Origin of the sequence: Delftia sp. ASV31 (assembly GCF_016428765.1) — a bacterium.
GTDB lineage: Bacteria > Pseudomonadota > Gammaproteobacteria > Burkholderiales > Burkholderiaceae_C > Comamonas > Comamonas acidovorans.
The window spans coordinates 43,380-65,519 of the sequence record NZ_JAELTK010000015.1 but is presented as its reverse complement, the minus strand read 5'-3'; the positions used below and the strand labels follow the sequence as shown (position 1 = coordinate 65,519).

The window sequence follows — 22,140 nt, the reverse complement described above, 5'->3', positions numbered from 1 at the left end:
GGCATGAGGCAATCCAGCACCACGCGCCGCCAGTTGCTGCGCCAGGGCGCGGCGGCGGCCCTGGGCTGCGGCCTGCCCGCGGCCTGGGCCGACACCGTCGCTGCAGGCGGTCCGGTGGTGCTGCAGGATGCGCTGGGCCGGCGCGTGGAGATTGCCGCGCCGCCGCAGCGCATCGTCTCCATCTTTGCCTCCAATACCGAACTGGTGGCCGCGCTGGGCCTGCTGGACCGCGTGGTGGGCGTGGAGGATTTCACGCGCTTTCCACCGGGCGTGGAGCGCATTCCCAAGGTGGGCGGGCGGCTGGGGTTCTCGGTGGATGCCGTGGTGGCGCGCCAGCCGGACCTGGTCATCGTCACGCCCGCGCGCCAGGCGGCGCACCAGCTGGTCGATCCCATGGAGCGCATCGGCGTGCCGGTGATGGTGCTGCTCAGCCGCTCGCTGGCCGAGGTGATGGACAACCTGCGCCTGGTGGCCCGCGCCACGGGCGTGCAGGCGCGCGGCCAGGCGCTGGCCACGGCGCAGGAAGCGCGGCTGCTGCGCGTTGACCGGCAGGTGGCCGGCCAGCCCCGGCCGCGCGCGCTCATGGTCACGGGCCGGCTGGGCAACGGCATGCTGCTGGCGGCCCGGCCGGGCACCTATACGGGAGAGGCCATGGTGCGCGCGGGCGCCGCGTTCGCGCTGGACGGCCTGGGCACCGTGCCCCAGGTCTCCCCCGAGGCCGTGCTGGCCGCCGACCCCGACGTGCTGCTGTTCGCAGGCACCCAGGAGGCCATGCAGGACCTGATCGGCCAGCGCGGCTGGCGCGACCTGCGTGCCGTGCGCGGCGGCCGGGCCACCACGGTGGCGCGCGCCGAGTTCCTGATTCCCGGGCCGCGCACCTTCGGCGGCGTGGAAAAGCTCTCGCGCTGGCTGCACCCTGCGGCCTGGGCCGGGGAGGCCGCATGAATTCCCTTTCACATCCCCCTGCGTGGCGCCCCTGGGCCGGTGCGGTCCTGCTGCTGCTGGCCAGCCTGCTGATCGCCGCCTGCGCGGGCCACCAGTGGGCCAGCCCGGCCGACCTGCTGGCCGCGCTGGGCGGCGAAGACAGCCTGCGCAGCCGGCTGCTGCTGCAGTGGCGCGTGCCGCGCGTGCTGGCAGCCGCCCTGGTGGGCGCGCTGCTGGGCCTGTCGGGCGCCATCTTCCAGGGCGTGTTCCGCAATCCGCTGGCCGAGCCCTATCTGCTGGGCGCCTCGGGCGGCGCGGCGCTGGGGGCGACTGTCGCCCTGCTGGTTCCCATGCATCTATTGTTCGGCCTGCCCCAGGCCTGGACGCTGCCCGTGCTGGCCTTTGCGGGCGCCTGGGGCTCGACCATGCTGGTGCTGGCCGTCTCGCGCGTGGCCGGTGCCACCGATGCGGCCGGCATGCTGCTGGCCGGCGTGGCGCTGGCGGCCGTGCTGGGCGCGCTGCGCTCGTTCCTGATGCTGGCGCTGTCCGATGAGACGGTGAGCCTGCAGGTGGTGCTCAGCTGGGTGCTGGGCGGCATACAGACGCCGTCGTGGAGCGGGCTGGGCCTGCTGGCCGGCGCCTCCCTGGCCTGCCTGGCCGGGGCCATGGCGCTGGCGCGCGGGCTGGACCTGCTGGGCCTGGGTGCCGATGCGGCCCAGGGCTTCGGCCTGGACGTGGCGCGCTTCACGCCGCTGGCCGTGCTGGCCGGCTCGCTGGTGGTGGCCGTGGCCGTGGCCTATGGCGGGCTGGTGGCCTTCGTGGGGCTGGCTGCGCCGCATATCGCGCGCTGGATGGCGGGACCGCTGCACCGCGCGGCCCTGCCGGCGTCGGCGATCACGGGCGCCATCATCGTCACGCTGGCCGATGCCATTGCGCGCAGCGTGCTGCCGCCGGCCGAGATTCCGCTGGGCCTGGTCACGGCCGTGGCGGGCGGGCCCTTCTTCATCGTGCTGCTGGCGCGCAGGCTGAGGTCCGCATGAACGGTGCCATCCCTTGCGCCCCACCGCGCCTGCAGGCCCGGTCCCTCACGCTGCGCCACCGTGGCCGCAGCGTGCTGGACGCCGTCTCGCTGCAGCTGCCCGCCTGCGGCGCCGTGGCCCTGGTGGGGCCCAATGGCGCGGGCAAGTCCAGCCTGCTGTCCCTGCTGGCGGGGCTGCAGGCGCCTGCATCCGGCAGCGTGTTGCTGGACGGGCAAGACATTGCCACCCTGCCCGTGGCCGAGCGCGCACGCCGCGTGGGCTACATGCCCCAGCGCTTTGCGCCGCACTGGGACCTGACGCTGGCCGAGCTCATGCACATGCGGCTGGCGGGCCGGGGTGATGTCGAGGCGGCCATTGCCGGCGCCGGGCTGCAGGATTTCGCGCGCAGGCGCTGGTCCACGCTGTCGGGCGGCGAGCAGGCGCGTGCCCTGCTGGCCACCGTGCTGGCCACCGACCCGCCCGTGCTGCTGGCCGACGAGCCCGGCGCCGCGCTGGACGTGCGCCACCGCCTGGCCCTGGTGCAGGCGCTGGCGCAGCGTGGGCGCGAGCGGCTGGTGCTGGTGGTCATGCATGACCTGGACCTGGCGCTGGCGCACTTCGGGCGCGTCATCGTGCTGGACCAGGGGCGCATTGCGCTCGATGGAGCCCCTGCCGAGCTGCTGCATGCGCCGGGGCTGGATGCCGTGTTCGGCGTGGATTTCGAGCGCATCGACGCACCTCCGCAAACCTTGCTGCGCGCGCGGCTGAAACAGGAGAACTGACCCCATGCGCATCGATCTGGCCGGCTGGACGCGCGACGCCACGCGCGGCGGGCACCGTGAATTCCTGGCGCTGTTCGAGCGCGCCGAGCGCCTGGGTTTCCAGGGCGTGTGGTTCAACGAATTCCGCGTGCCCGATACCGCCTGGCCCTATCCCTCGCCCCTGCTGCTGGCCGCCGCCGTGCTGGCGCGCACCGAACGGCTGCGCGTGGGCACCTCGGTGCTGGTGCTGCCGCTGCACCATCCGCTGATGCTGGCCGAGGAGATTGCCCAGCTGGACCTGCAAAGCGCCGGCCGCATCGACGTGGGCGTGGGCCGGGGCACGGAACCGGCTGCGCTGCGCGCCCTGCAGATCGATGCGGACAGCACGCGCGAGCGCTTCGAGCAGTCCTGCCGCATCCTGGTGGAGGCGCTGTCGGGCAGGCCCATCGTGGCGGGGCAGGGGCCGTGGAGCTTCGAGGACCGGCCCGCCCTGCCTTCGACCGTGCAGCGTCCGCATCCTCCCTTGTATGTGGCCGGCTCCACGGCAGAGACCCTGGGCTTTGCCGTCGATCAGAATCTGCCCCTGCTGCTGAGCCTGGAGCCGCCCGAAGGCATGCAGCTGGATCGCCTGGAGGCCGCTGCCCGGGAGCGCGGGCGCGATGCCGCCGCGCTGCGCGCGCGCTCATCGCTGGCGCGCTATGTCTGCATCGGTGCCGATGAGGCCGCCGTGCAGGCCCAGCTGGCCACGCTGTGGCCGCAGCTGTACCAGCGGCGCGTGTACTTTGCGGGCAAGCGCGGCGTGCCGGCCGGCCAAGTGCTGCCCATCGATGTGCCGCGCGTGCTGGCCGAGCAATTCATCCATGGCACGCCCGAACAGTGCCATGCGCAGATCACCGCCTTGCGCGAGCGCACTGGCATGGGCCAGCTGCGCTGCGTCTTCAACGCCAACGGCCTGTGGAGCGATGCCCAGGCCCTCGCCGGCATGGAACTGTTTGCGCAGGAGGTTCTCCCTTCATTGCGCAGCGCCGTGCCTTTCGCCACCGTCTGACTTCCTCTTTTTTCTGGAGAACCTTCCATGCAAACCGCCAAGATTCCCGCCACCATCGTCACCGGCTTCCTGGGCAGCGGCAAGACCACGCTGCTGCGCCACATCCTGGACAACGCCGATGGCCGGCGCATCGCTGTGATCGTCAACGAGTTCGGCGAGCTGGGCATCGACGGCGAGATCCTCAAGGGCTGCGGCATCGGCTGCGACGACGAGGGCAACGAGCGCGAAGGCGCGCTGTACGAGCTGGCCAACGGCTGCATGTGCTGCACGGTGCAGGAGGAGTTCTTCCCCGTGATGCGCGCGCTGGCCGAGCGCCGCGACCAGATCGACGCCGTGATCATCGAGACCTCGGGCCTGGCCCTGCCCAAGCCCCTGGTCCAGGCCTTCCAGTGGCCCGAGATCGCCAACGTGTTCACCGTGGACGCGGTGGTCACCGTGGTGGACACGCCGGCGGCCGCCAGCGGCCAGTTCGCCGCCAATCCCCAGGCCGTGGACGAGCTGCGCCGCGCCGACCCCAACCTGGACCACGAATCGCCGCTGCACGAACTCTTCGAGGACCAGCTGGGCGCGGCCGACCTGGTGGTGCTCAACAAGACCGACCTGGCCGATGCCGAGGCCCTGGCGCGCGTGACCGCCCTGGTGCGCGAGGAGCTGCCGCCCGAGGTCAAGATCGTGCAATCTTCCCAGGGCCGCCTGCCGCTGGACGTGGTGCTGGGCCTGGCCAAGGCGGCCGAGACCACCATCGACCAGCGCGTGAGCCACCATGACCACGACGAGGACCATGACCACGACGACTTCGACTCCTACGTGATCGACCTGCCCGCCGTTGACCGCAACCGCCTGCTGGCCGCGCTGGAGACGCTGGTGGAGCAGCACAGCATCCTGCGCGTCAAGGGCTTTGCCGAGATCCCGGGCAAGCCCATGCGCTGGCTGCTGCAGGGCGTGGGCCGCCGCTTCGACCACCATTTCGACCGCGCCTGGCGCGAGGGCGAGGCACGCGGCACGCGCCTGGTGTTCATCGGGCAAGACCTTGACGAAGCAGCGCTGCGCAAGGGCCTGGAGAATGTGACCGCCTGACCTTCCGATTCCGCACTGAAACCTGTTCCATGCACCTGCTGTCCACGCGCCCCGGCGGCTTCGTCGAGGACGAGAGCATCGTCACCCGCCTCGACCAGACGCCGGCCGACATCGTCATCCTGAGCTCGGCCGACACCACGCTGGCCCTGCTGTCCTCGGCCGTGGCCGCGCTGGCCGGGGCGTCGGCGGACTTCCCTTCGGTGCGGCTGGCCAATCTGCTGTACCTGCGCCAGCCCGCCTCGCTGGACCTGTATGTGGACGAGGTGCTGCGCCATGCCCGCGTGGTCATCGTGGACCACCTGGGCTCGGAATCGGCCTGGCCCTACGGCATCGAGCAGATCGGCTCGCTGGCGCGCCGCAAGGGGCAGCGCCTGGCCATGTTCTCGGGTGACCTGCAGGAAGACCCGCACCTGCTGGCGCGCAGCACGCTGCCGGCCGCCGCCTGCCGCCAGCTGTGGCAGTACCTGCGCTCGGGCGGCGCGGCCAATGCGCGCGAATTCCTCAAGGCCACCGTCTACCACGGGCTGGACCGGGGCGATGCGCCGCTGCCGCCGCGCACCCTGCCTCAGGCAGCCGTGCACGTGCCGCCTGCGCTGTTCGAGAACGCACCCAACCCTGCCCAGGTGCAGGCCCATGACGTGGCCGGCATCGACGACCTGCAGCGCGCCTGGACGCCGGGCGCGCCCACGGTGGCCCTGGTGTTCTACCGCTCCCACCTGCTGGCGGGCAACACGGCAGCCTTCGACGCCATGGCCCTGTCGCTGCAGCAGCGCGGCATGAACCCGCTGCCCGTGGCGCTGGACTCGCTCAAGGACCCGCTGTGCCTGGCCACGCTGCGCCAGCTCTGCGAAGACCATGCCGTGCAGCTGGTGCTCAACACCACGGCGTTCTCGGCGCTGGAATCGGGCACGGCCCTGGCCGGCGATGCGCCCGTGCTGCAGGTGATCGCCAGCGGCGGCAACCGCGAGGATTGGTGGGCCGACAGCCAGGGCCTGCGCCCGCGCGACATCGCCATGCAGGTGGTGCTGCCCGAGATGGATGGCCGCATCATCACGCGCGCCATCAGCTTCAAGGGCCTGTCCCACCGCTGCGCCTTCACCCAGGCCGACGTGGTGGCCTACCAGCCCGAGCCCGACCGCGTGGACTTCGTGGCCGACCTGACCTGGCGCTGGTGCCGCCTGCGCAGCCTGCCCGCGCGCGACAAGCGCCTGGCCCTGGTTCTGGCCAACTATCCGGGCAGCGAAGGCCGCATCGGCAGCGGCGTGGGGCTGGATACGCCAGCCTCCGTGATCGCCATCCTGCAGCACCTGGCGGCCGAAGGCCACGAGCTGGGCGACCCCGCGCAGCTGCCCTCCGATGGCGAGGCGCTGATGCACACCCTGCAGCAGGGCATTGCCAACGACCCTGCCCAGTGGCCGCTGCGCCCGGCCTGGCAAAGCTATGCGCTGGACGAGTACCTGGCGCGCCTGGCCGCGCTGCCGGACGGCATGGCCGACGCCATCACGGCGCGCTGGGGCGCGCCCGAGGCCGACCCGCTGCTGCGCCAGGGCCGCTTCATGATCGCGGGCCTGCGCCTGGGCCATGTCTTTGTCGGCATACAGCCGGCGCGTGCATTGGTCGGTAAAGGCATGGGCGCGCAGGACTATGCGAGCTACCACGATGCCGAGCTGGTGCCGCCCCACAGCTACCTGGCCTTCTACTTCTGGCTGCGCGACCGCTTTGCCGTGGACGCCATGGTCCACGTGGGCAAGCATGGCAACCTCGAATGGCTGCCGGGCAAGAGCCTGGCGCTGTCGGGCGCGTGCTGGCCCGATGCCATCCTGGGCCCGCTGCCGCACCTGTACCCCTTCATCGTCAACGATCCCGGCGAAGGCGCCCAGGCCAAGCGCCGCAGCCAGGCCGTGATCATCGACCACCTGATGCCGCCGCTGACGCGCGCCGAAAACCACGGCCCGCTGCAGGACCTGGAGCGCCTGGTGGACGAGTACTACGACGCCCTGCTGGTCGATGCGCGGCGCGGCGCGCTGCTGCGCCGCCAGATCCTGGACATCGTGCGCCGCCAGCACCTGGACCAGGAGCTGGACCTGGCGCCCGGCGCCGCGCAGGACGACGATGCCGTGCTCGAACGCATAGACGCCTACCTGTGCGAGCTCAAGGAAACCCAGATCCGCGACGGCCTGCATGTCTTCGGTGCGTCGCCGCAAGGGCGCCAGCGCCGCGACACGCTGCTGGCGCTGGCGCGCTTCCCGTCGGACGAAGGCCAGGGCCTGATACAGGCGCTGGCCGCCGACCTGCTGGACAGCCCCGGGTTCGACCCGTTGCGCATGGAGCCCGCACGCCCCTGGACCGGCGCGCGCCCCGCCGCCCTGCAGGCCGTGAGCGACGAGCCCTGGCGCCATGAAGGCGACACGCGCGAGCGCCTGGAACTGCTGGCCCAGCAGTTGCTGGAAGGTGAGGCCCCGGCCGGTGACTGGCCGCAGACGCGCGCTGCGCTGCAACAGGTGCATGCCGTACTGGCGCCCGCGCTGGATGCCTGTGGCGGCGAGGAACTGCGCCAGCTGCTGCGCGGCCTGCAGGGCCGCTTCGTGCCGCCCGGGCCCAGCGGATCGCCCTCGCGCGGGCGGCCCGACGTGCTGCCCACGGGGCGCAATTTCTATACGCTGGACACGCGCGCCATTCCCACCCAGGCCGCCTGGGAGCTGGGCCAGCAGGCCACGCTCAGGCTGCTGGAGCGCTATCTGCAGGAGCATGGCGAGTACCCGCGCACCCTGGGCCTGTCGGTCTGGGGCACGGCCACCATGCGCACGGGCGGCGACGACATCGCCCAGGCCTTTGCGCTGATCGGGGTGCGCCCCAAGTGGGCGCCCGGCAGCCAGCGCGTGGTGGACTTCGAGGTGGTGCCGCGCGTGGGCATGGGCCGGCCGCGCGTGGATGTCACGCTGCGCATCTCGGGCTTTTTCCGCGATGCCTTCCCGGGCGCCGTGCAGATGTTCGACGCGGCCGTGCAGGCCGTGGCCGCGCTGGACGAGGACGCCGAGGACAACCCCATACGCGCGCGCATCCTGGCCGAGGCCGAACAGCTGCAGGCGCAGGGCATGGACGCCGTGCAGGCCCGCCTGCAGGCCGGCTGGCGCGTGTTCGGCGCGCCGCCCGGCCACTATGGATCGGGACTGGGCGGACTGTTCCAGAGCGGTGATTGGCAGGGCGATGCCGACCTGGCCCAGGCCTACCTGGGCTGGAGCCAGCACGCCTACGGCCAGGACGCCGAGGGCGTGCCCGCAGGCGATGCGCTGCGCCGCCGCCTGGGCGAGCTCGACGTGGTGGCCCACAACCAGGACAGCCGCGAGCACGACATCCTCGACTCGGGCGACTACTTCCAGTTCCAGGGCGGCATGGCCTCGGCCGTGCGCCACCTCTCGGGCCGCCAGCCCGCGCTCTACCACGGCGACCATGCCAACCCGGCCCAGCCGCGCGTGCGCTCGCTCAAGGAGGAGATTGCGCGCGTGGTGCGCTCGCGCGTCACCAATCCCAAGTGGATGGACGGCGCCAAGCGCCACGGCTACAAGGGCGCCTTCGAGATGGCGGCCACGGTGGACTATCTCTTCGGCTTCGACGCCACCACGCAGCAGGTGGGCGACCACCAGTACGCCCTGGTGGCCGACGCCTATGTGCTGGATGCGGCCACGCGCGACTTTCTCGTGCAGCACAATCCGCAGGCCCTGCGCGACATGCTGGAGCGCCTGCTCGAAGCCATGCAGCGCGGCCTGTGGGAGCAGCCCGGCGACTATCGCCAGCAGCTGGAAGACCTGCTGCTGGAACATGAAAACCATCTCGAAGGATTGCGCGGATGACCGCCTCCCCTGACCTGGGCAGCGGCGCCCAGCCCGCGCTGCCGCCGCTGTTTCCCTTTGCCGCCATCGCCGGCCAGCCCCTGCTGTGCCAGGCGCTGCTGCTGGCCGCCATCGACCCGCAACTGGGCGGCGTGCTGATCGAGGGGCCGCGCGGCACGGCCAAGTCCACGGCCGCGCGTGCGCTGGCCGAGCTCATCGATGCCGCGCCCTTCGTCACGCTGCCGCTGGGCGCCTCGCTGGAGCATCTGGCCGGCTCGCTGGACCTGGGCCAGGCCATGGCCGGCCATGCGCTCAAATTCGCGCCCGGCCTGCTGGCGCGCGCCCATGGCGGCGTGCTCTATGTGGACGAGATCAACCTGCTGCCCGATGCCCTGGTCGATGTGCTGCTGGATGCGGCCGCCAGCGGCGTCAACGTGGTCGAGCGCGACGGGATCTCGCACCGCCACGCGGCGCGCTTCGTGCTGGTGGGCACCATGAACCCCGAGGAAGGCCAGCTGCGCCCGCAGCTGCTGGACCGCCTGGGCCTGTGCGTGCGCCTGGCCAATGTGCAGGACCCGGCCCAGCGCCAGGCCATCGTGCGCGCGCGGCTGCTGTTCGATGCCGACCCGGCCGCCTTCCGCGCCCGCCATGCAGACGCCCAGGCCGCGCTGGCCGCGCAGCTGCGCACGGCACGCGAGCGCCTGCAGCCGGCCGGCGCGCTGCCCTGGTCCGACGCGGTGCTGCAGGCCGCCGGAGCGCTGTGCATTGCCGCCCAGGTGGACGGCCTGCGCGCCGACCTGGTGCTGCTGCGCGCCGCCCGCGCCTGGGCCGCCTGGCTGGGCGATGCCGAGGTCAGGCCCGACCATGTGCAGGCCGTGGCCGAGCTGGTGCTGGTGCACCGCCGCAAGCCGGGGGCGCCGCAGCCACAGCCGCAGCCGCAGCAGCAGCAGCCATCCCCACAGCAGGCACCATCGAATCCGCCTTCGCAGTCGCCGGCACAAATCCGGCCGCCTGCAGAATCCACGGCCAACGGCGCAGGCGACAGTCCGCCCTCCGAGGCTGACTGGGGCGCCATGCCGCCCGAGCCCGTGGGCCTGCTGCGTGTCGCCGTGCCCTCATTGCTGGCCCGCGAGGCCGCAAAGGCGGGAGCGCCCGCCACAAAAAAAGCCTGAGCCCCCGCGGCCCCACGCTACAGGCAAGGGCTGCGGGGGCGGGCCAGCAGGCGGCAGGCCAGCCCCGGCTGGCCCAGTCGCAAGGCGGGCAGGCCACCGGCAGCTGGGACTGGCCGCGCACGCTGGCCGCGCGCGGCGCCCAGGCGCTGGCGCCTGAACATCTGCAGCGCCGCCGCGAGCCGCCGCAGGCCACGCGGCTGCATTGCTTTGTGCTCGATTGCTCGGCCTCCATGGCCGGCAGCGGCGCACTGGCGCGTGCCAAGGGCGTGCTGCTGTCGCTGATGGAGGAGGCCTACCGCCGCCGCGAGCAGGTGGCACTGATCTGCTTTGCGGGCACGCGCGTGGAATTGCGCCTGCCGCCGCGCAAGGCAGCGGCCTGGAATGACGACTGGATCGCTCCCATTGGCGGGGGCGGCGGCACGCCACTGCAGGCGGCCGTGGAGCAGGCGGGCCAGTTGCTGCAGCGCCATTGCGGCGCAGACGCCTCCTGCCAGGGCTGGCTGTGGCTGCTCACCGATGGCCGCACGCGCGAGCGGCCTGCGCGGCCTGCGGCGGCGCAGGAGGCAGGCATCGTGGACTTTGAATCAGGCCGCGTGCGCCTGGGCCGGGCCGCTGCGCTGGCTGCCGCCTGGGACGCACGCCATGTGCGGGCCGATGATTTCGCAGGCTGATCTGCGGCTCTGACGAGGTCAGGCCGGCCAGCTCAGCTCGAACAGCGCGCCGCCACGCTCGCCCGGCAGGCACTGCGCCCGCCCGCCATGGGCCTGGGCAATGGCCTGCACCACGGCCAGGCCCAGTCCGCTGCCGTTGCCTGCACCCACGCTGGCATTCCTTCGGCTGCGGGCGCCTTCACCGCGCTGGAAGGCGTCGAAGATGCGCGGCGCAAGGTCGGCCGCCACGCCGGGGCCGCTGTCTTCCACGCGCACGGTGCACAGGCCGTGGCGCACGCGCGCGGCCACCAGCAGCGGGCCGGGCTGGGCATATTGCATGGCGTTTTCCAGCAGGGCCAGCAGGGCCTGGCGTATGCGCACGGGGTCGCAGACCACGGGCTGGTCATCGAGCTCCATCGCCAGCTGCAGGCCCGCCTGCTCCAGCGCCGGTCCCACGGCCAGGGCCACCGAGCGCACCTCGCCGGCCAGGCAGGTCTGGCGCAGCTGCAATTGCAGATGGCCGTTTTCCTGCAGGCCCAGCAGGCGCAGGTCGTCGATCAGGCGGGTCAGCCCCTCGACCTGGGTCATCAGGCTGGCCAGCATGTCCTTGCTGGGCAGGAAGACGCCGTCGGACAGCCCCTGCAGCCGCCCGCTGAGAATGGTCACGGGCGTGCGCAGCTCATGGGCGATGGCCGCGCTCCAGAAGGCGCGCTCCTGCGCCATGCCTTCCAGGCGCCGGGCCAGGCTGTTGAAGTCGTGCACCAGCTGCGCGGCCTCGTGCAGCGCGCTGTCGTCCGTGCTGGCGCGCGCCGAGAGGTCGCCCTCGGCCAGCTGGCGCAGGCTGATGGCCACCGAGTCCAGCGAGGGCAGGATGCGCCGCGACAGCCGCGTGGCCACGAAGATGGCGATCAGCATGGCCACCACCAGCGTCAGCAGCACCCAGGCCAGCTCCACGCTGGAGGGCATCCAGCCGTCGGAGACGCTGGCCGGGTGAAAGGTCAGCAGCAGCGCATAGAAGGCGTACGAGCCCAGCACGCACAGCACCACCACGGCCAGCGTGACGGCCGACATGGTCAGCACCACCTGCCGGCGCAGCCCGGCCGCTGCGCTCATGGGTCCATCCCCAGCCGGTAGCCCACGCTGCGCACGCTGTCGGGCATGCCCTGCAGGCCCAGGCCTTCGAGCTTCTTGCGCAGCTTGCTGATGTGGCTGTCCACGGTGCGCTCCAGCGTGTGGCCTTCGGGCAGGCAGCTCAGCAGCAGCTCGGCGCGGCTGAACACGCGCCGGGGCGAACGCACCAGGCTGGCCAGCAGGTTGAATTCGGTCACGGTGAGTTCGGGCACATGCGTGGCGCCCTGCACCTGCACGCTGACCTCGCGGCTGTCCAGGTCCACGCGAAAGGGACCGGCCTGCAGCAGCTTGGTATCGCGGAGCCGGCCCTGGCCGCAGCGGCGCAGCACGGCCTGCACGCGCGCCACGACCTCGGCCGCATTGAAGGGCTTGCCCACGTAGTCGTCCGCGCCAATGCGCAGGCCGATGAGCTTGTCCACGTCCTGGTTGAGTGCGGTGAGCATGATGACGGGCGTGTCGCCGCGCCGGCGGATTTCGGACAGCACCTGCCAGCCGTCAAGGCGTGGCATCTGCACGTCGAGAAGAACGAGATCGGGTTTCAAGTGGTGGTGCAGTTCAAGGGCCTGCTGGCCATCGGCGGCATGCACGGTGCGCAGGTCGCTGCGGGCCAGGTAGGCGCACAGGATGTCTGCGATCTCGGGCTCGTCCTCGGCAACGAGGATGAGCGATGTCGATGGCTGGAAAGGCAAGGGCTGGGCAATGATAGAAGCCATTTTGGGGTCGCGGCGGGGGCTGTGTTCATCTCCATCGTTCTTCCACATTTCCCGGGCCGAAATGCCATCGAAAGAACGCAAGCTGTTTCCCTGTGCCGCCGCAATTGGCCGGCATGCGAAACAAATCCCTGAATATGAAGTCACAGCGGCAATGCCGTATGAGCGGGTGGGAGAGCTGTTGGCTTTGCAGCGGCTCCATGAATGAATGGCCCTGGCGGCAACACGCCGCAGGCCGAAGCCGCACCGGCAGGAGTTTCCTCCATCCCCATGCCTCCTGGCAATCTGGATTTGCATCCGGATGGCCCCTCAGATGTGTCGGCGCCAGGCGCCGTATTTTTTCCGCAGCGCGCCCTGGCGTGCATTGAAAACCAGACCTCGCGTCCATGCCACAGTTCTTCATTCACCGGCCCGTCTTTGCCTGGGTCATCGCGTTGTTCATCGTGCTGCTGGGCGTGCTTGCCATTCCGCAATTGCCGATCTCGCGCTATCCCACGGTGGCGCCGCCCACGGTGAGCCTGTATGCCACCTATCCTGGCGCCACGCCCAAGACGCTCAATGACTCCGTGGTCTCGCTGATCGAGCGCGAGCTGTCCAGCGTCCGCCACCTGCTGTACTTCGAGTCCTCGGTGGACACCTCGGGCTCGGCCGAGATCAAGGCCACCTTCAAGCCCGGCACCAACCCCGAGCTGGCCCAGGTGGATGTGCAAAACCGCATCAAGGCCGTGGAGCCGCGCCTGCCGCAGGCCGTGCGCCAGAACGGGCTGCAGGTGGAGTCGGCCACGTCGAGCTTTCTGCTGCTGGTGGGCCTGATCTCGCCGGGCGGCGAGTTCGACGAGCTGGCACTCAATGACTACATGGCGCGCAGCATCGTGGAGGAGCTGCGGCGCATCGAGGGCGTGGGCCGCGTGCAGCTGTTCGGCACCGAGCGCGCCATGCGCGTCTGGGTCGATCCGGCCAAGCTGATCTCCTACGGGCTGTCCATGGGCGACCTCACCCAGGCCATCCAGCAGCAGAACATGCAGATCGCCCCGGGCCGCGTGGGCGATGCGCCCATCGCCCCGGGCCAGCGCGTGACCACGCCGCTCACCGTGCAGGGCCAGCTGACCTCGCCCGAGCAGTTCGCGGCCATCGTGCTGCGCGCCCATGCCGACGGCTCCCGCCTGGTGCTGGGCGACGTGGCGCGCGTGGAGCTGGGCGCGCAGTCCTATGCCTTCTCCAACCGCGAGGATGGCAAGCCCGCCACCAGCGCCGCCGTGCAGCTGTCGCCGGGCGCCAATGCCGTGCGAACGGCCGCTGCCGTGCAAAAGCGCATGGCCGAGCTGGCCTCCATCCTGCCGCGGGGCATGGAGCACACCATCTCGTTCAATACCGCGCCCTTCGTCAAGATCTCCATCGAGAAGGTGGTGCAGACCCTGGTCGAGGCCATGGTGCTGGTCTTCCTGGTGATGTACCTGTTCCTGCAGAACCTGCGCTACACGCTGATCCCGGCCATCGTGGCGCCCGTGGCGCTGCTGGGCACCTTCGCCGTGATGCTGGTGGCGGGCTTTTCCATCAACGTGCTGACCATGTTCGGCATGGTGCTGGCCATCGGCATCATCGTGGACGACGCCATCGTGGTGGTGGAGAACGTGGAGCGCCTCATGGCCGAGGAAGGCCTGTCGCCGCGCGATGCCACGCTCAAGGCCATGAAGGAGATCACGGGCGCCATCATCGGCATCACCCTGGTGCTGACGGCGGTGTTCATCCCCATGGCGTTCGCCAGCGGCTCGGTGGGCGTGATCTACCAGCAGTTCACGCTGTCCATGGCCGTGTCCATCCTGTTCTCGGCCTTCCTGGCCCTGAGCCTGACGCCGGCGCTGTGCGCCACCTTGCTCAAGCCGGTGGCGGCGGGCCACCATGAGAAGAAGGGCTTCTTCGGCTGGTTCAACCGCGGCTTCGAGCGGCTGACGAACCGCTACGAGGCCCATGTCACGGGCCTGGTCCGGCGCACGGGCCGCATGATGCTGCTGTTCGCGGCCATCGTGGCCATCCTGGTGTTTGCGCTGCGCCAGCTGCCCTCGGCCTTTCTGCCCGAGGAGGACCAGGGCTACTTCATGGCGTCCATCCAGCTGCCGGCCGATGCCACGGCCGAGCGCACGCTGGACGTGGTCAAGCGCTATGAGGAGCACGTGGCGCAGCGCCCCGGCATCGCCTCCAGCATCTCGGTGCTGGGCTTCAGCTTCGCGGGCTCAGGCCCGAACGCGGCCATGGCCTTCACCACGCTCAAGGACTGGGACCAGCGCGACGGCGCCACGGCAGGCGAGGAAGTCTCGCTCGCGCAAAAGGCCATGGAGCATGCGCCCGAGGGCGCCATCATGGTGCTGCAGCCCCCGGCCATCGACGAGCTGGGCACCTCCTCGGGCTTCACCATGTACCTGCAGGACCGCACGGGCCAGGGCCATGCCGCACTCAAGTCGGCCACCGACCAGTTGCTGGCGCTGGCCGGCAGCAGCAGCGTGCTGGGCTCGGCCTACCAGGACAGCCTGCCCTCGGGCACCAGCGTGCGGCTGGAGATCGACCGCCAGAAGGCCCAGGCCCTGGGCGTGGGCTTTGCCGCCATCAGCGAGACGCTGTCCACGGCCATGGGCTCGCTGTATGTCAACGACTTCCCCAACGCCGGGCGCATGCAGCAGGTCATCGTGCAGGCCGACGCGCCCGCGCGCATGCAGGTCGAGGACGTGCTCCGGCTGAATGTGCGCAATGCCTCGGGCGGCATGGTGCCGCTGGCCGAGTTCGCCACGTCCGTGTGGTCGGAGACGCCGCTGCAGCTGGTGCGCTACCAGGGCTTTTTGGCGTCGCGCATCTCGGGCACGCCTGCGCCCGGCACGTCCAGCGGCGCGGCCATGGCCGAGATGGAGCGGCTGGCGGCCCAGCTGCCGCCCGGCTTTGCCGTGGCCTGGACCGGCCAGTCGCTGCAGGAGCGCCAGTCGGCCGCGCAGGCGCCCCTGCTCATGGCCCTGTCCATGCTGGTGGTCTTCCTGGTGCTGGCCGCGCTGTACGAGAGCTGGTCCATCCCGCTGTCGGTGATGCTGGTCGTGCCCCTGGGCCTGCTGGGCGCGGTGGCGGCCGTGCTGCTGCGCGGCATGCCCAACGATGTGTTCTTCAAGGTGGGGCTGATCACCATCATCGGCCTGTCGGCCAAGAACGCCATCCTGATCGTGGAGTTCGCCAAGCAGCTGCGCGAGGAAGGCCAGGACCTGCGCGAGGCCGCCATCAAGGCCGCGCGCCTGCGGCTGCGGCCCATCCTCATGACCTCGCTGGCCTTTGCGCTGGGCGTGGTGCCGCTGATGCTGGCATCGGGCGCCAGCGCCGAGACCCAGCACGCCATCGGCACGGGCGTGTTCGGCGGCATGGTCAGCGGCACGGTGCTGGCCGTGTTCTTCGTGCCCGTCTTCTTCGTCTTCGTCCTTGAATGGCAGCGGCGCATCGCCGGGCCGCGCGGCAGCGCGCGCCGGCCGCCGCCTGCTGCCGACCCCGGAACCTGAACCATGCCTCTCTGGATCGCGCTCAACGCCCTGTGCTTTCAGGGCCGCCCGCCGGCACAGTCTTTGAACCCTTGCGCGCCATCGGCGCCTGCAGCCCCTAAGCGGCAGGCCGGGCCCACCGGGCCCGAGCCGCCGCGTTCAAATGCAGGTGCGCATGCCGGCCGCCGTGGCGCCGGTGGCGCCCCCTCCGGCACGGCCAGCACGTCCGTCCCATGATTTCTATAATGGCGGCTTCGTTCGCCATTGCAGGAGGTATTCGTCCCATGCGCCATTGATGCTGCCGCTGTCCCAGCGGCCCGCTTTTCCCGACCCTGCCCACCGCACGCGCAATGCATGCAAAGCGGCAAGGAACTGCGTTGGCATCCATGAACTGCGATATGACGAATACCACGATCACGCTCGACGGCGTTTCCTGCGTGCTGCCCGATGGCAGCCCCCTTTTCTCCGATCTTTCCGACACCCTGGACCACCGCCGCACCGGCCTGGTGGGGCGCAACGGCGTGGGCAAGTCGCGGCTGGCGCGCATCCTGGCCGGGCTGGATGCGCCCTCGCAGGGCCGCTGCCTGCGCTCGGGGCAGGTGCTGTACCTGGCCCAGCGCACGGACTGGCATGACCAGCCTTCGGTGGCGGCGCTGGCCGGGGTGCAGCCCGCGCTGGAGGCGCTGGCGCGCATCGGGGGCGGCAGCTGCGATGCCCGGGACTTCGAACTGCTGGCCGACCGCTGGGATCTGCGCCAGCGCCTGCAGGCCCAGCTGGAGCTGGCGGGCCTGGGCCATCTGCGTGCCGACACGCCGGGCCACGCCCTCAGCGGCGGCGAGGCCATGCGCGTGGCGCTGGCGGGCGCGCTGCTGTCTGGCGCCGACCATCTGGTGCTGGACGAGCCCAGCAACCACCTGGACCGCGAAAGCCGCCAGGCACTGGCCGCGCAACTGCAGCGCTGGCCCGGTGGCCTGGTCGTGGTCAGCCATGACCGCAGTCTGCTGCAGGGCATGGAACGCATCGTGGAGCTGTCGCCGCAGGGGCTTCGCAGCTACGGCGGCGGCTACGCCTTCTATGCCGAAGCCAGGGCGCGCGAGATGGCCTCGGCGGTGCAACTGCTGGAGCAGCGCAAGCTGGAGCGGCGCCGCGAAACGCAGCAGCTGCGCGAGCAGCAGGAGCGCCAGCAGCGCCGCGAGGCGCGCGGCCGCCGCCAGGGCCAGGAGGCCAACCAGGCGCGCATTCTGCTGGACCGGCAAAAGGAGCGCAGCGAGGCGTCGGCCGGCCGTCTGCGCCGCCAGCATGCGGACACGCGCGAGGCGCTGGACCAGCGCGTGCGCGAGGCGGCGCGCCAGATCGACCTGCAGGCCGGCATCCGCATGCAGGCGCCGCCCCCGGCCGGTGCTCCCTGCGACGTGGTGGCGCTGCTGGACGATGTGCTGCTGCCGTTTTCGTTTTCCACGGGGCCGCGCCTGAACCTGTCTCTGTACGGTGGCCAGCGCCTGGCCGTGACGGGGCCCAACGGCTGCGGCAAGACGCGCCTGCTCGATGTGCTGTCGGGCCGCCTTGCGCCCCAGGCGGGCGAGGTGCGCCGCATGCAGGCCTGTGCCTACCTGGACCAGCGCCTGTCCCTGTTGCAGCCCGGGCGCACGGTGATGGAGCAGTTGCAGGACGCCTGCCCCGGCACCCCCGTGGATGTGCTGCGCACGCGCCTGGCCTGGCTCGGACTGGCGGCCCGGCAGGTGGAGCAGCCCGCGGGCCGGCTCAGCGGCGGCGAGCAGCTCAAGGCCGCCCTGGCCTGCGCGCTGCATGCCGAGCCGCCCGCGCCCCTGCTCCTGCTGGACGAGCCCTGCAACCACCTGGACCTGCCTTCCCTGCAGGCGCTGGAGGTCATGCTGCGCGGCTACGCCGGCACGCTGGTCGTGGTCTCGCATGACGAGGATTTTCTGCAGGCCATCGGTCTGACCGACCGCCTGGTGTGGTCGCCGCAGGGCTGGCGAATGGAGTCCGCCTAGCTTTCCTGCGCTATCAGCGCCTGCAGTGCGCGCACATCGGTCACCAGCAGCGCCTGGCGCCCCTCCTTGCGCAGCAGGCCGCGCCGGGTGAGGGCGCCCAGCTCGCGCGTGACCTGCTCGCGGTTGGTGCTGATCTTGCTGGCCAGCACCGAGTGCGAAGGCACGGGGCTGATGAGGGCCGTGTGCTCGGGCGATACGCCCGCCTCCCGCGCCAGGCGCAGCAGCTCCATGTGCAGGCGCGTGGGCACGCCCAGGGTGCTCAGTTCCATGACGCGGTCGGTCAGCCGCCGCACCAGGCCGGCCAGGCCTTCCATCATGCGCAGGGCAACGGCGGGCTCGCGCGCCAGCAGGGCCAGGAAGTCCTGGCGCGACAGGCTGGCCAGCAGCGAGGATTCCAGGGTGACCACATCGGTGGAGCGGGCCTGGCCGTCAATGGCCGCCAGGTCGCCGAAGTGCTCGCCGGGCCCGTAGTCGCGGAAGCTGACCTCGCGCCCGCCCGGCGAATAGGTGGTGATGCGCACGCGCCCGCTGACCAGGAAGAACACGTCGCTGCCCGTGGAGCAGCGGCTGAACACGGGCTGGCGGGCCTGCAGCGGGCGCCATTCGCAGTCGGCGGCGATGCGGTCCAGGCTGGCGCTGCCCAGGCCCTCGAACAGGGCGATGCCGCGCAGGGCGAAACTGGAGGGCTGGGTGGGATGGACCATGGAACCAATAGCGGGCGTAAGGTACAAAGATTCTGGATCGGCCAGGCCCGGCCTAAGTTCCTTCAAGCTGCCGTTCTTCCGGTCTTCTCCTGTCTTCTTCCGCCGTCGGGCGCATCATCGCTTTCCATGGCCCGTGTCCCTCATCCGGTTCTGCCGGCTCTGCCGTCCCTGCGCAGCCTTCATTGGTCCACCGGCCTGGTGCTGTGGACCTATGCGGCGCTGCACCTGTTCAATCACTCCCTGGGCCTGGTCTCGCTGGGCACGGCCGAGGCCGTGCGCGAGCTGGTCCACGGCGTGTGGCGATCCCTGCCCGGCAGCCTGCTGCTCTACGGCGCGCTGGCCGCGCACATGGGGCTGGCGCTGCAGGCGCTGGCGCGGCGGCGCAGCCTGCGCATGCCGGCGCTGGAGGCCGTGCGGCTGCTGCTGGGACTGGGCCTGCCGCTGCTGCTGGCCCTGCACGTGCCGGCCACGCGGCTGGCGCAGGAGGCCTGGGGTGTGGACCCCTCGTATGCGCGCATCGTGCGTTCTTCCTGGAATCCGTCCAGCATGGCCATCCAGCTGCTGCTGATGACGGCCGCCTGGACCCATGGCTGCATGGGCCTGCACATGGCCCTGCGTGCGCGCGGCTGGTGGCGGCGCTGGCAGCCGCTGCTGCTCACGGCCGCCGTGCTGCTGCCCGTGCTGGCGGCGCTGGGCATCGTCTCCATGGCGCGCGAGATCGCGGCGGCCGGCCTGCCAGCGCCGGCCGGCCCCTCGCCCGAGGCATCGCAGTGGCTGCGCGCGCTGACGGCCGGGCTGCGCCAGGGCTGGCTGGCCTGTCTGGCCGCGCTGCTGGCCGGCCCCTGGCTGTGGCGGCGCATGCGCCTGCGCGGCGCCCGCCAGGTGCTGCTGCACTATCCGGGCCGCACCGTGCAGGTGGCCCAGGGCATGAGCGTGCTCGAAGCCAGCCGCGAGCATGGCATTGCCCATTTGTCGCTGTGCGGCGGCAGGGCGCGCTGCTCCACCTGCCGGGTGCGCGTGTCCGGCCCGGCGGCCCACCTGCCTGCGCCGGGGCGGGACGAGCGCCTGACGCTGGAGCGCGTGGGCGCGCCGCAGGACGTGCGGCTGGCCTGCCAGCTGCGGCCCACGGGCGATGTGCAGGTGGCGCCGCTGTTCCGCTCGCCGGCAGCCGCCCAGGCCGGGCGGGGCGACGGGCAGCGCGAGGTCCGCGAAGTGCGCGCGGTGGCCATCCTGTTCGTGGACCTGCGCCGCTGGTCGGGCCTGGCCGAGCGGCAATGGCCCGTGGACCTGTCCTGGGTGCTGGACCAGTATTTCGAGCGCGTGGGCCAGGCCGTGCACGACAGCGGCGGCATGGCCAACCAGTTCATCGGCGACAGCGTGATGGCCATCTTCGGCCTGGACACCGACCTGGACACGGCCTGCCGCCAGGCCGTGCAGGCCAGCGCCCTCATCGACCGGCGCATGCAGGAATGGAGCCACACCTTTGAGGCGCAGTTCGGCCAGCCGGTGGATTTCGGCATGGGCCTGCATGCGGGGCGCGCCGCCGTGGGGCGCGTGGGCTTCGAGCACACCACCACCTTCACGGCCGTGGGCGAGGTGGTCAACACGGCCAGCCGCCTGCAGGAATACACCAAGAGCGCCCAGGCGCGGCTGGTGCTGTCGCTGGAGGTGGCGCGCCGCGCGGGCGTGGCCGATGGCCTGGGCGAAGTCCGGCAGGTGCAGGTGCGCGGGCGCTCCGAGCCCTTGCAGGCCCTGCATGTGGCGCGGCCCGGCCTGCAGTGGCCGTGAGCGTGGATGGTGGGCGTGGACGGTGAGCGCGGGAGCCGGAGAGTTTGCGCAAAGCTGTGCGTTTAGGCACTGACGCGCAGGCGGGCGAAGACGAGACTGCAGCCATGCAGAACGCAATCACGCGCTGCAGGATTTGACAAAGGATTCGCCATGAAGCACGCAAAGACCCTCTTCGCCATCGTTTCCCTTTCCTCCGCCTTGTGGTCGGGCATGGCCTCGGCCGCACCGGCCGCCACTGTATCTGCAGAAACCTGGTTCGGCGCAGAGCCCGTCGCCTCCGGCCCCGCGCTGTCGCGCGCCGAAGTGCAGGCTGACCTGGCCCTGTGGAACCGCGCCGGCCTCAACGTCTACCGCGAGTCCGACGTGAACCACTGGGATGCCGACTACCAGCAGCGCCTGGCCCAGTACCAGCGCATGCGCAGCGGCCCCGAGTACCTGGCCGAAGTGCAGCGCCTGGGCGGCTCGGTGAAGGCGGCCGAAGGCCAGGGCTCCGGCCGTGTCCCGGGCTGATGCGATGACGCGCGCCGCCACGCATCGCGCTGCCCACGCCGCAGCATCGCCCTGGGCCGACTTCGCACCGCTGCTGGCCCGGGTGCTGCTGAGCCTGCTGTTCATCTACAGCGGCATCGGCAAGCTGATGGGGCCGGAGGGCACCATGGCCTATATCGCCAAGGCGGGCCTGCCGCTGCCCATGCTGTCGTATGCCATGGCGCTGGTGGTGGAGCTGGGCGTGGCCACGGCCCTGCTGCTGGGCTGGCGCACCCGCGAGGCCGCGGCCGTGATGGCCGTGTTCAGCGTCATGTCGGCGCTGATGTTCCACAACCAGTTCGGCGACAAGGGCCAGCTGGTGCAGTTCCTGAAGAACCTGGCGATCGCCGGGGGATTCGTGCAACTGATGCTGGCGCCCGTGGCGCGCTGGAGCCTGGACGCACGGCGCAAGGCCTCGCGTTGAGCACGAGCCAGTGATCCCTGGCGCTGTGCGTTACCCATAGCCCATGAAACCGGCGCGCCCGAAAAGCCAGGGACACCGAGGAAGGGCCGCCCCGCCCCGAGGGTGTCGTCCCCCTCCCTCGCGAAGCGAGTAGAGAGGGGGAAGGCGCGTAAGCGCCTCAGGGGGTGTCTATTGTTTTCACACCTTGATGCCCTTCTCAGCCAGGCGTCGGGCGTAGGCGGCCAGGATCAGCCGCTCCGAATGCACCAGGTAGTCATTGAGCGCGGCAGCGGCCTCGGCCGGCTTGCCGTCCTCGAACTGCTGCAGGATGCGCGCATTCATGTCCACATAGGGGGCATGCAGGAAGTGCGGGTCGCGCAGCAGGCCGAAGGCCAGCCGCAGCTCGGCCAGCAGGTGCTCGAACATGGTGTCCAGGCGCTCGCTGTCGGCCAGCTGCACCACGGCCTTGTGGAAACTCATGTTGGCCGTGCCCACGCCCGACCAGTCCTGCGCCTCGCGGTGGCGCTGCGCTGCCTCCACGGCTTCGCGCATCAGGCTGCGAGCCGGGTGCATGGGATAGGCCTGGGCCAGCGCCTGGCACTCCACCATGCGGCGCACGCGGTAGATGTCGATGATGGAGGCAATGCTGGGCGCCGCCACCGACACGCCCTTGTTGGGCTCGTGCACCAGAAGCCCCTCCTTGGTCAGCAGCCGGAAGGCCTCGCGCAGCGTGTTGCGCGAGATCTGCAGGCTTTCGCTGAGTGAGGCCTCCGACAGCTTTTGCCCGGGCTCCCAGGCACCATCGATGAGCTTGCTGCGCAGCTGCTCGGTCACGCGGTCGGTCAGGTTGAGGATATCGGTGCTGCGGGTCATGGTG

18 protein-coding genes are annotated in these 22,140 nt (G+C 71.2%); 13 read left to right on the top strand and 5 right to left on the bottom strand.

Annotated elements, in window-relative coordinates; genetic code table 11:
* Positions 1-3 precede the first annotated feature (3 nt).
* The 7 genes from JHD82_RS07965 to JHD82_RS07935 are packed head-to-tail and all read left to right on the top strand — an operon-like array spanning position 4 to position 9,831.
* Positions 4-945 carry an ABC transporter substrate-binding protein gene (locus JHD82_RS07965; RefSeq protein ID WP_199135911.1) on the top strand — a complete coding sequence of 314 codons (942 nt, stop codon included), beginning with the start codon at positions 4-6 and terminating at the stop codon, positions 943-945.
* Positions 942-1,964 (top strand): iron ABC transporter permease, encoded by a 1,023-nt coding sequence (locus JHD82_RS07960; RefSeq protein ID WP_199135910.1) that lies wholly within the window; start codon positions 942-944, stop codon positions 1,962-1,964. Before JHD82_RS07965 ends, JHD82_RS07960 begins: the two co-directional genes overlap by 4 nt.
* Positions 1,961-2,725: an ABC transporter ATP-binding protein gene (locus JHD82_RS07955; protein WP_013800603.1), complete on the top strand. Its 765-nt coding sequence runs from the start codon at positions 1,961-1,963 to the stop codon at positions 2,723-2,725. The genes JHD82_RS07960 and JHD82_RS07955 overlap by 4 nt, the downstream gene beginning before the upstream one ends.
* A gap of 4 nt (positions 2,726-2,729) precedes the next feature.
* Positions 2,730-3,752, top strand: coding sequence for an LLM class flavin-dependent oxidoreductase (locus JHD82_RS07950; RefSeq protein ID WP_199135909.1), 1,023 nt, complete (start codon positions 2,730-2,732; stop codon positions 3,750-3,752).
* A 27-nt stretch (positions 3,753-3,779) separates the two neighbouring features.
* Positions 3,780-4,829: a cobalamin biosynthesis protein CobW gene (gene cobW / locus JHD82_RS07945; protein ID WP_199135908.1), complete on the top strand. Its 1,050-nt coding sequence runs from the start codon at positions 3,780-3,782 to the stop codon at positions 4,827-4,829.
* Between the two features lie 29 nt (positions 4,830-4,858).
* Positions 4,859-8,680 (top strand): cobaltochelatase subunit CobN, encoded by a 3,822-nt coding sequence (cobN, locus tag JHD82_RS07940; protein WP_199135907.1) that lies wholly within the window; start codon positions 4,859-4,861, stop codon positions 8,678-8,680.
* A complete protein-coding gene (locus JHD82_RS07935; RefSeq protein ID WP_199135906.1) occupies positions 8,677-9,831 on the top strand; it encodes an ATP-binding protein in 1,155 nt (384 codons plus the stop codon). Before cobN ends, JHD82_RS07935 begins: the two co-directional genes overlap by 4 nt.
* Positions 9,832-9,848: 17 nt before the next feature.
* Here the strand turns inward: JHD82_RS07935 and JHD82_RS29860 are convergent, their stop codons facing one another.
* A complete protein-coding gene (locus tag JHD82_RS29860; protein ID WP_233174662.1) occupies positions 9,849-10,034 on the bottom strand; it encodes a hypothetical protein in 186 nt (61 codons plus the stop codon).
* A 6-nt stretch (positions 10,035-10,040) separates the two neighbouring features.
* Between JHD82_RS29860 and JHD82_RS07930 the strand changes: the two genes are divergently transcribed.
* Entirely contained in the window at positions 10,041-10,502 is a 462-nt protein-coding gene (locus tag JHD82_RS07930) for a VWA domain-containing protein (protein ID WP_082848303.1), read from the top strand.
* A gap of 18 nt (positions 10,503-10,520) precedes the next feature.
* Here the strand turns inward: JHD82_RS07930 and JHD82_RS07925 are convergent, their stop codons facing one another.
* Both JHD82_RS07925 and JHD82_RS07920 read right to left on the bottom strand, forming a co-directional pair.
* Positions 10,521-11,594, bottom strand: a complete 1,074-nt coding sequence (locus JHD82_RS07925) for an ATP-binding protein (protein ID WP_013800609.1) — start codon at positions 11,592-11,594, stop codon at positions 10,521-10,523.
* Positions 11,591-12,325, bottom strand: a complete 735-nt coding sequence (locus JHD82_RS07920) for a response regulator (RefSeq protein ID WP_016448779.1) — start codon at positions 12,323-12,325, stop codon at positions 11,591-11,593. The genes JHD82_RS07925 and JHD82_RS07920 overlap by 4 nt, the downstream gene beginning before the upstream one ends.
* A 383-nt stretch (positions 12,326-12,708) precedes the next feature.
* On the opposite strand from JHD82_RS07920, the gene JHD82_RS07915 reads away from it, so the two are divergent.
* Both JHD82_RS07915 and JHD82_RS07910 read left to right on the top strand, forming a co-directional pair.
* A complete protein-coding gene (locus JHD82_RS07915; protein ID WP_199135905.1) occupies positions 12,709-15,849 on the top strand; it encodes an efflux RND transporter permease subunit in 3,141 nt (1,046 codons plus the stop codon).
* 365 nt (positions 15,850-16,214) lie between these two features.
* Complete coding sequence (locus JHD82_RS07910; protein WP_199135904.1) at positions 16,215-17,840, top strand: ABC-F family ATP-binding cassette domain-containing protein; 1,626 nt, start codon at positions 16,215-16,217, stop codon at positions 17,838-17,840.
* Here the strand turns inward: JHD82_RS07910 and JHD82_RS07905 are convergent.
* Entirely contained in the window at positions 17,837-18,544 is a 708-nt protein-coding gene (locus tag JHD82_RS07905; protein WP_199135903.1) for a Crp/Fnr family transcriptional regulator, read from the bottom strand. The genes JHD82_RS07910 and JHD82_RS07905 overlap by 4 nt on opposite strands.
* A 126-nt stretch (positions 18,545-18,670) precedes the next feature.
* Between JHD82_RS07905 and JHD82_RS07900 the strand changes: the two genes are divergently transcribed.
* The 3 genes from JHD82_RS07900 (at position 18,671) to JHD82_RS07890 (ending at position 21,284) form a co-directional block, all read left to right on the top strand.
* Complete coding sequence (locus JHD82_RS07900; protein ID WP_199135902.1) at positions 18,671-20,332, top strand: adenylate/guanylate cyclase domain-containing protein; 1,662 nt, start codon at positions 18,671-18,673, stop codon at positions 20,330-20,332.
* A 150-nt stretch (positions 20,333-20,482) separates the two neighbouring features.
* Positions 20,483-20,842, top strand: coding sequence for a DUF4148 domain-containing protein (locus tag JHD82_RS07895; protein ID WP_012207534.1), 360 nt, complete (start codon positions 20,483-20,485; stop codon positions 20,840-20,842).
* Positions 20,829-21,284, top strand: coding sequence for a DoxX family protein (locus tag JHD82_RS07890; protein ID WP_223275169.1), 456 nt, complete (start codon positions 20,829-20,831; stop codon positions 21,282-21,284). The genes JHD82_RS07895 and JHD82_RS07890 overlap by 14 nt, the downstream gene beginning before the upstream one ends.
* Before the next feature lie 177 nt (positions 21,285-21,461).
* On the opposite strand, the gene JHD82_RS07885 is transcribed toward JHD82_RS07890, so the two are convergent.
* On the bottom strand, positions 21,462-22,136 hold the full coding sequence (locus JHD82_RS07885; protein WP_012207532.1) for a GntR family transcriptional regulator: 675 nt from the start codon (positions 22,134-22,136) through the stop codon (positions 21,462-21,464).
* Between the last annotated feature and the right edge of the window lie 4 nt (positions 22,137-22,140).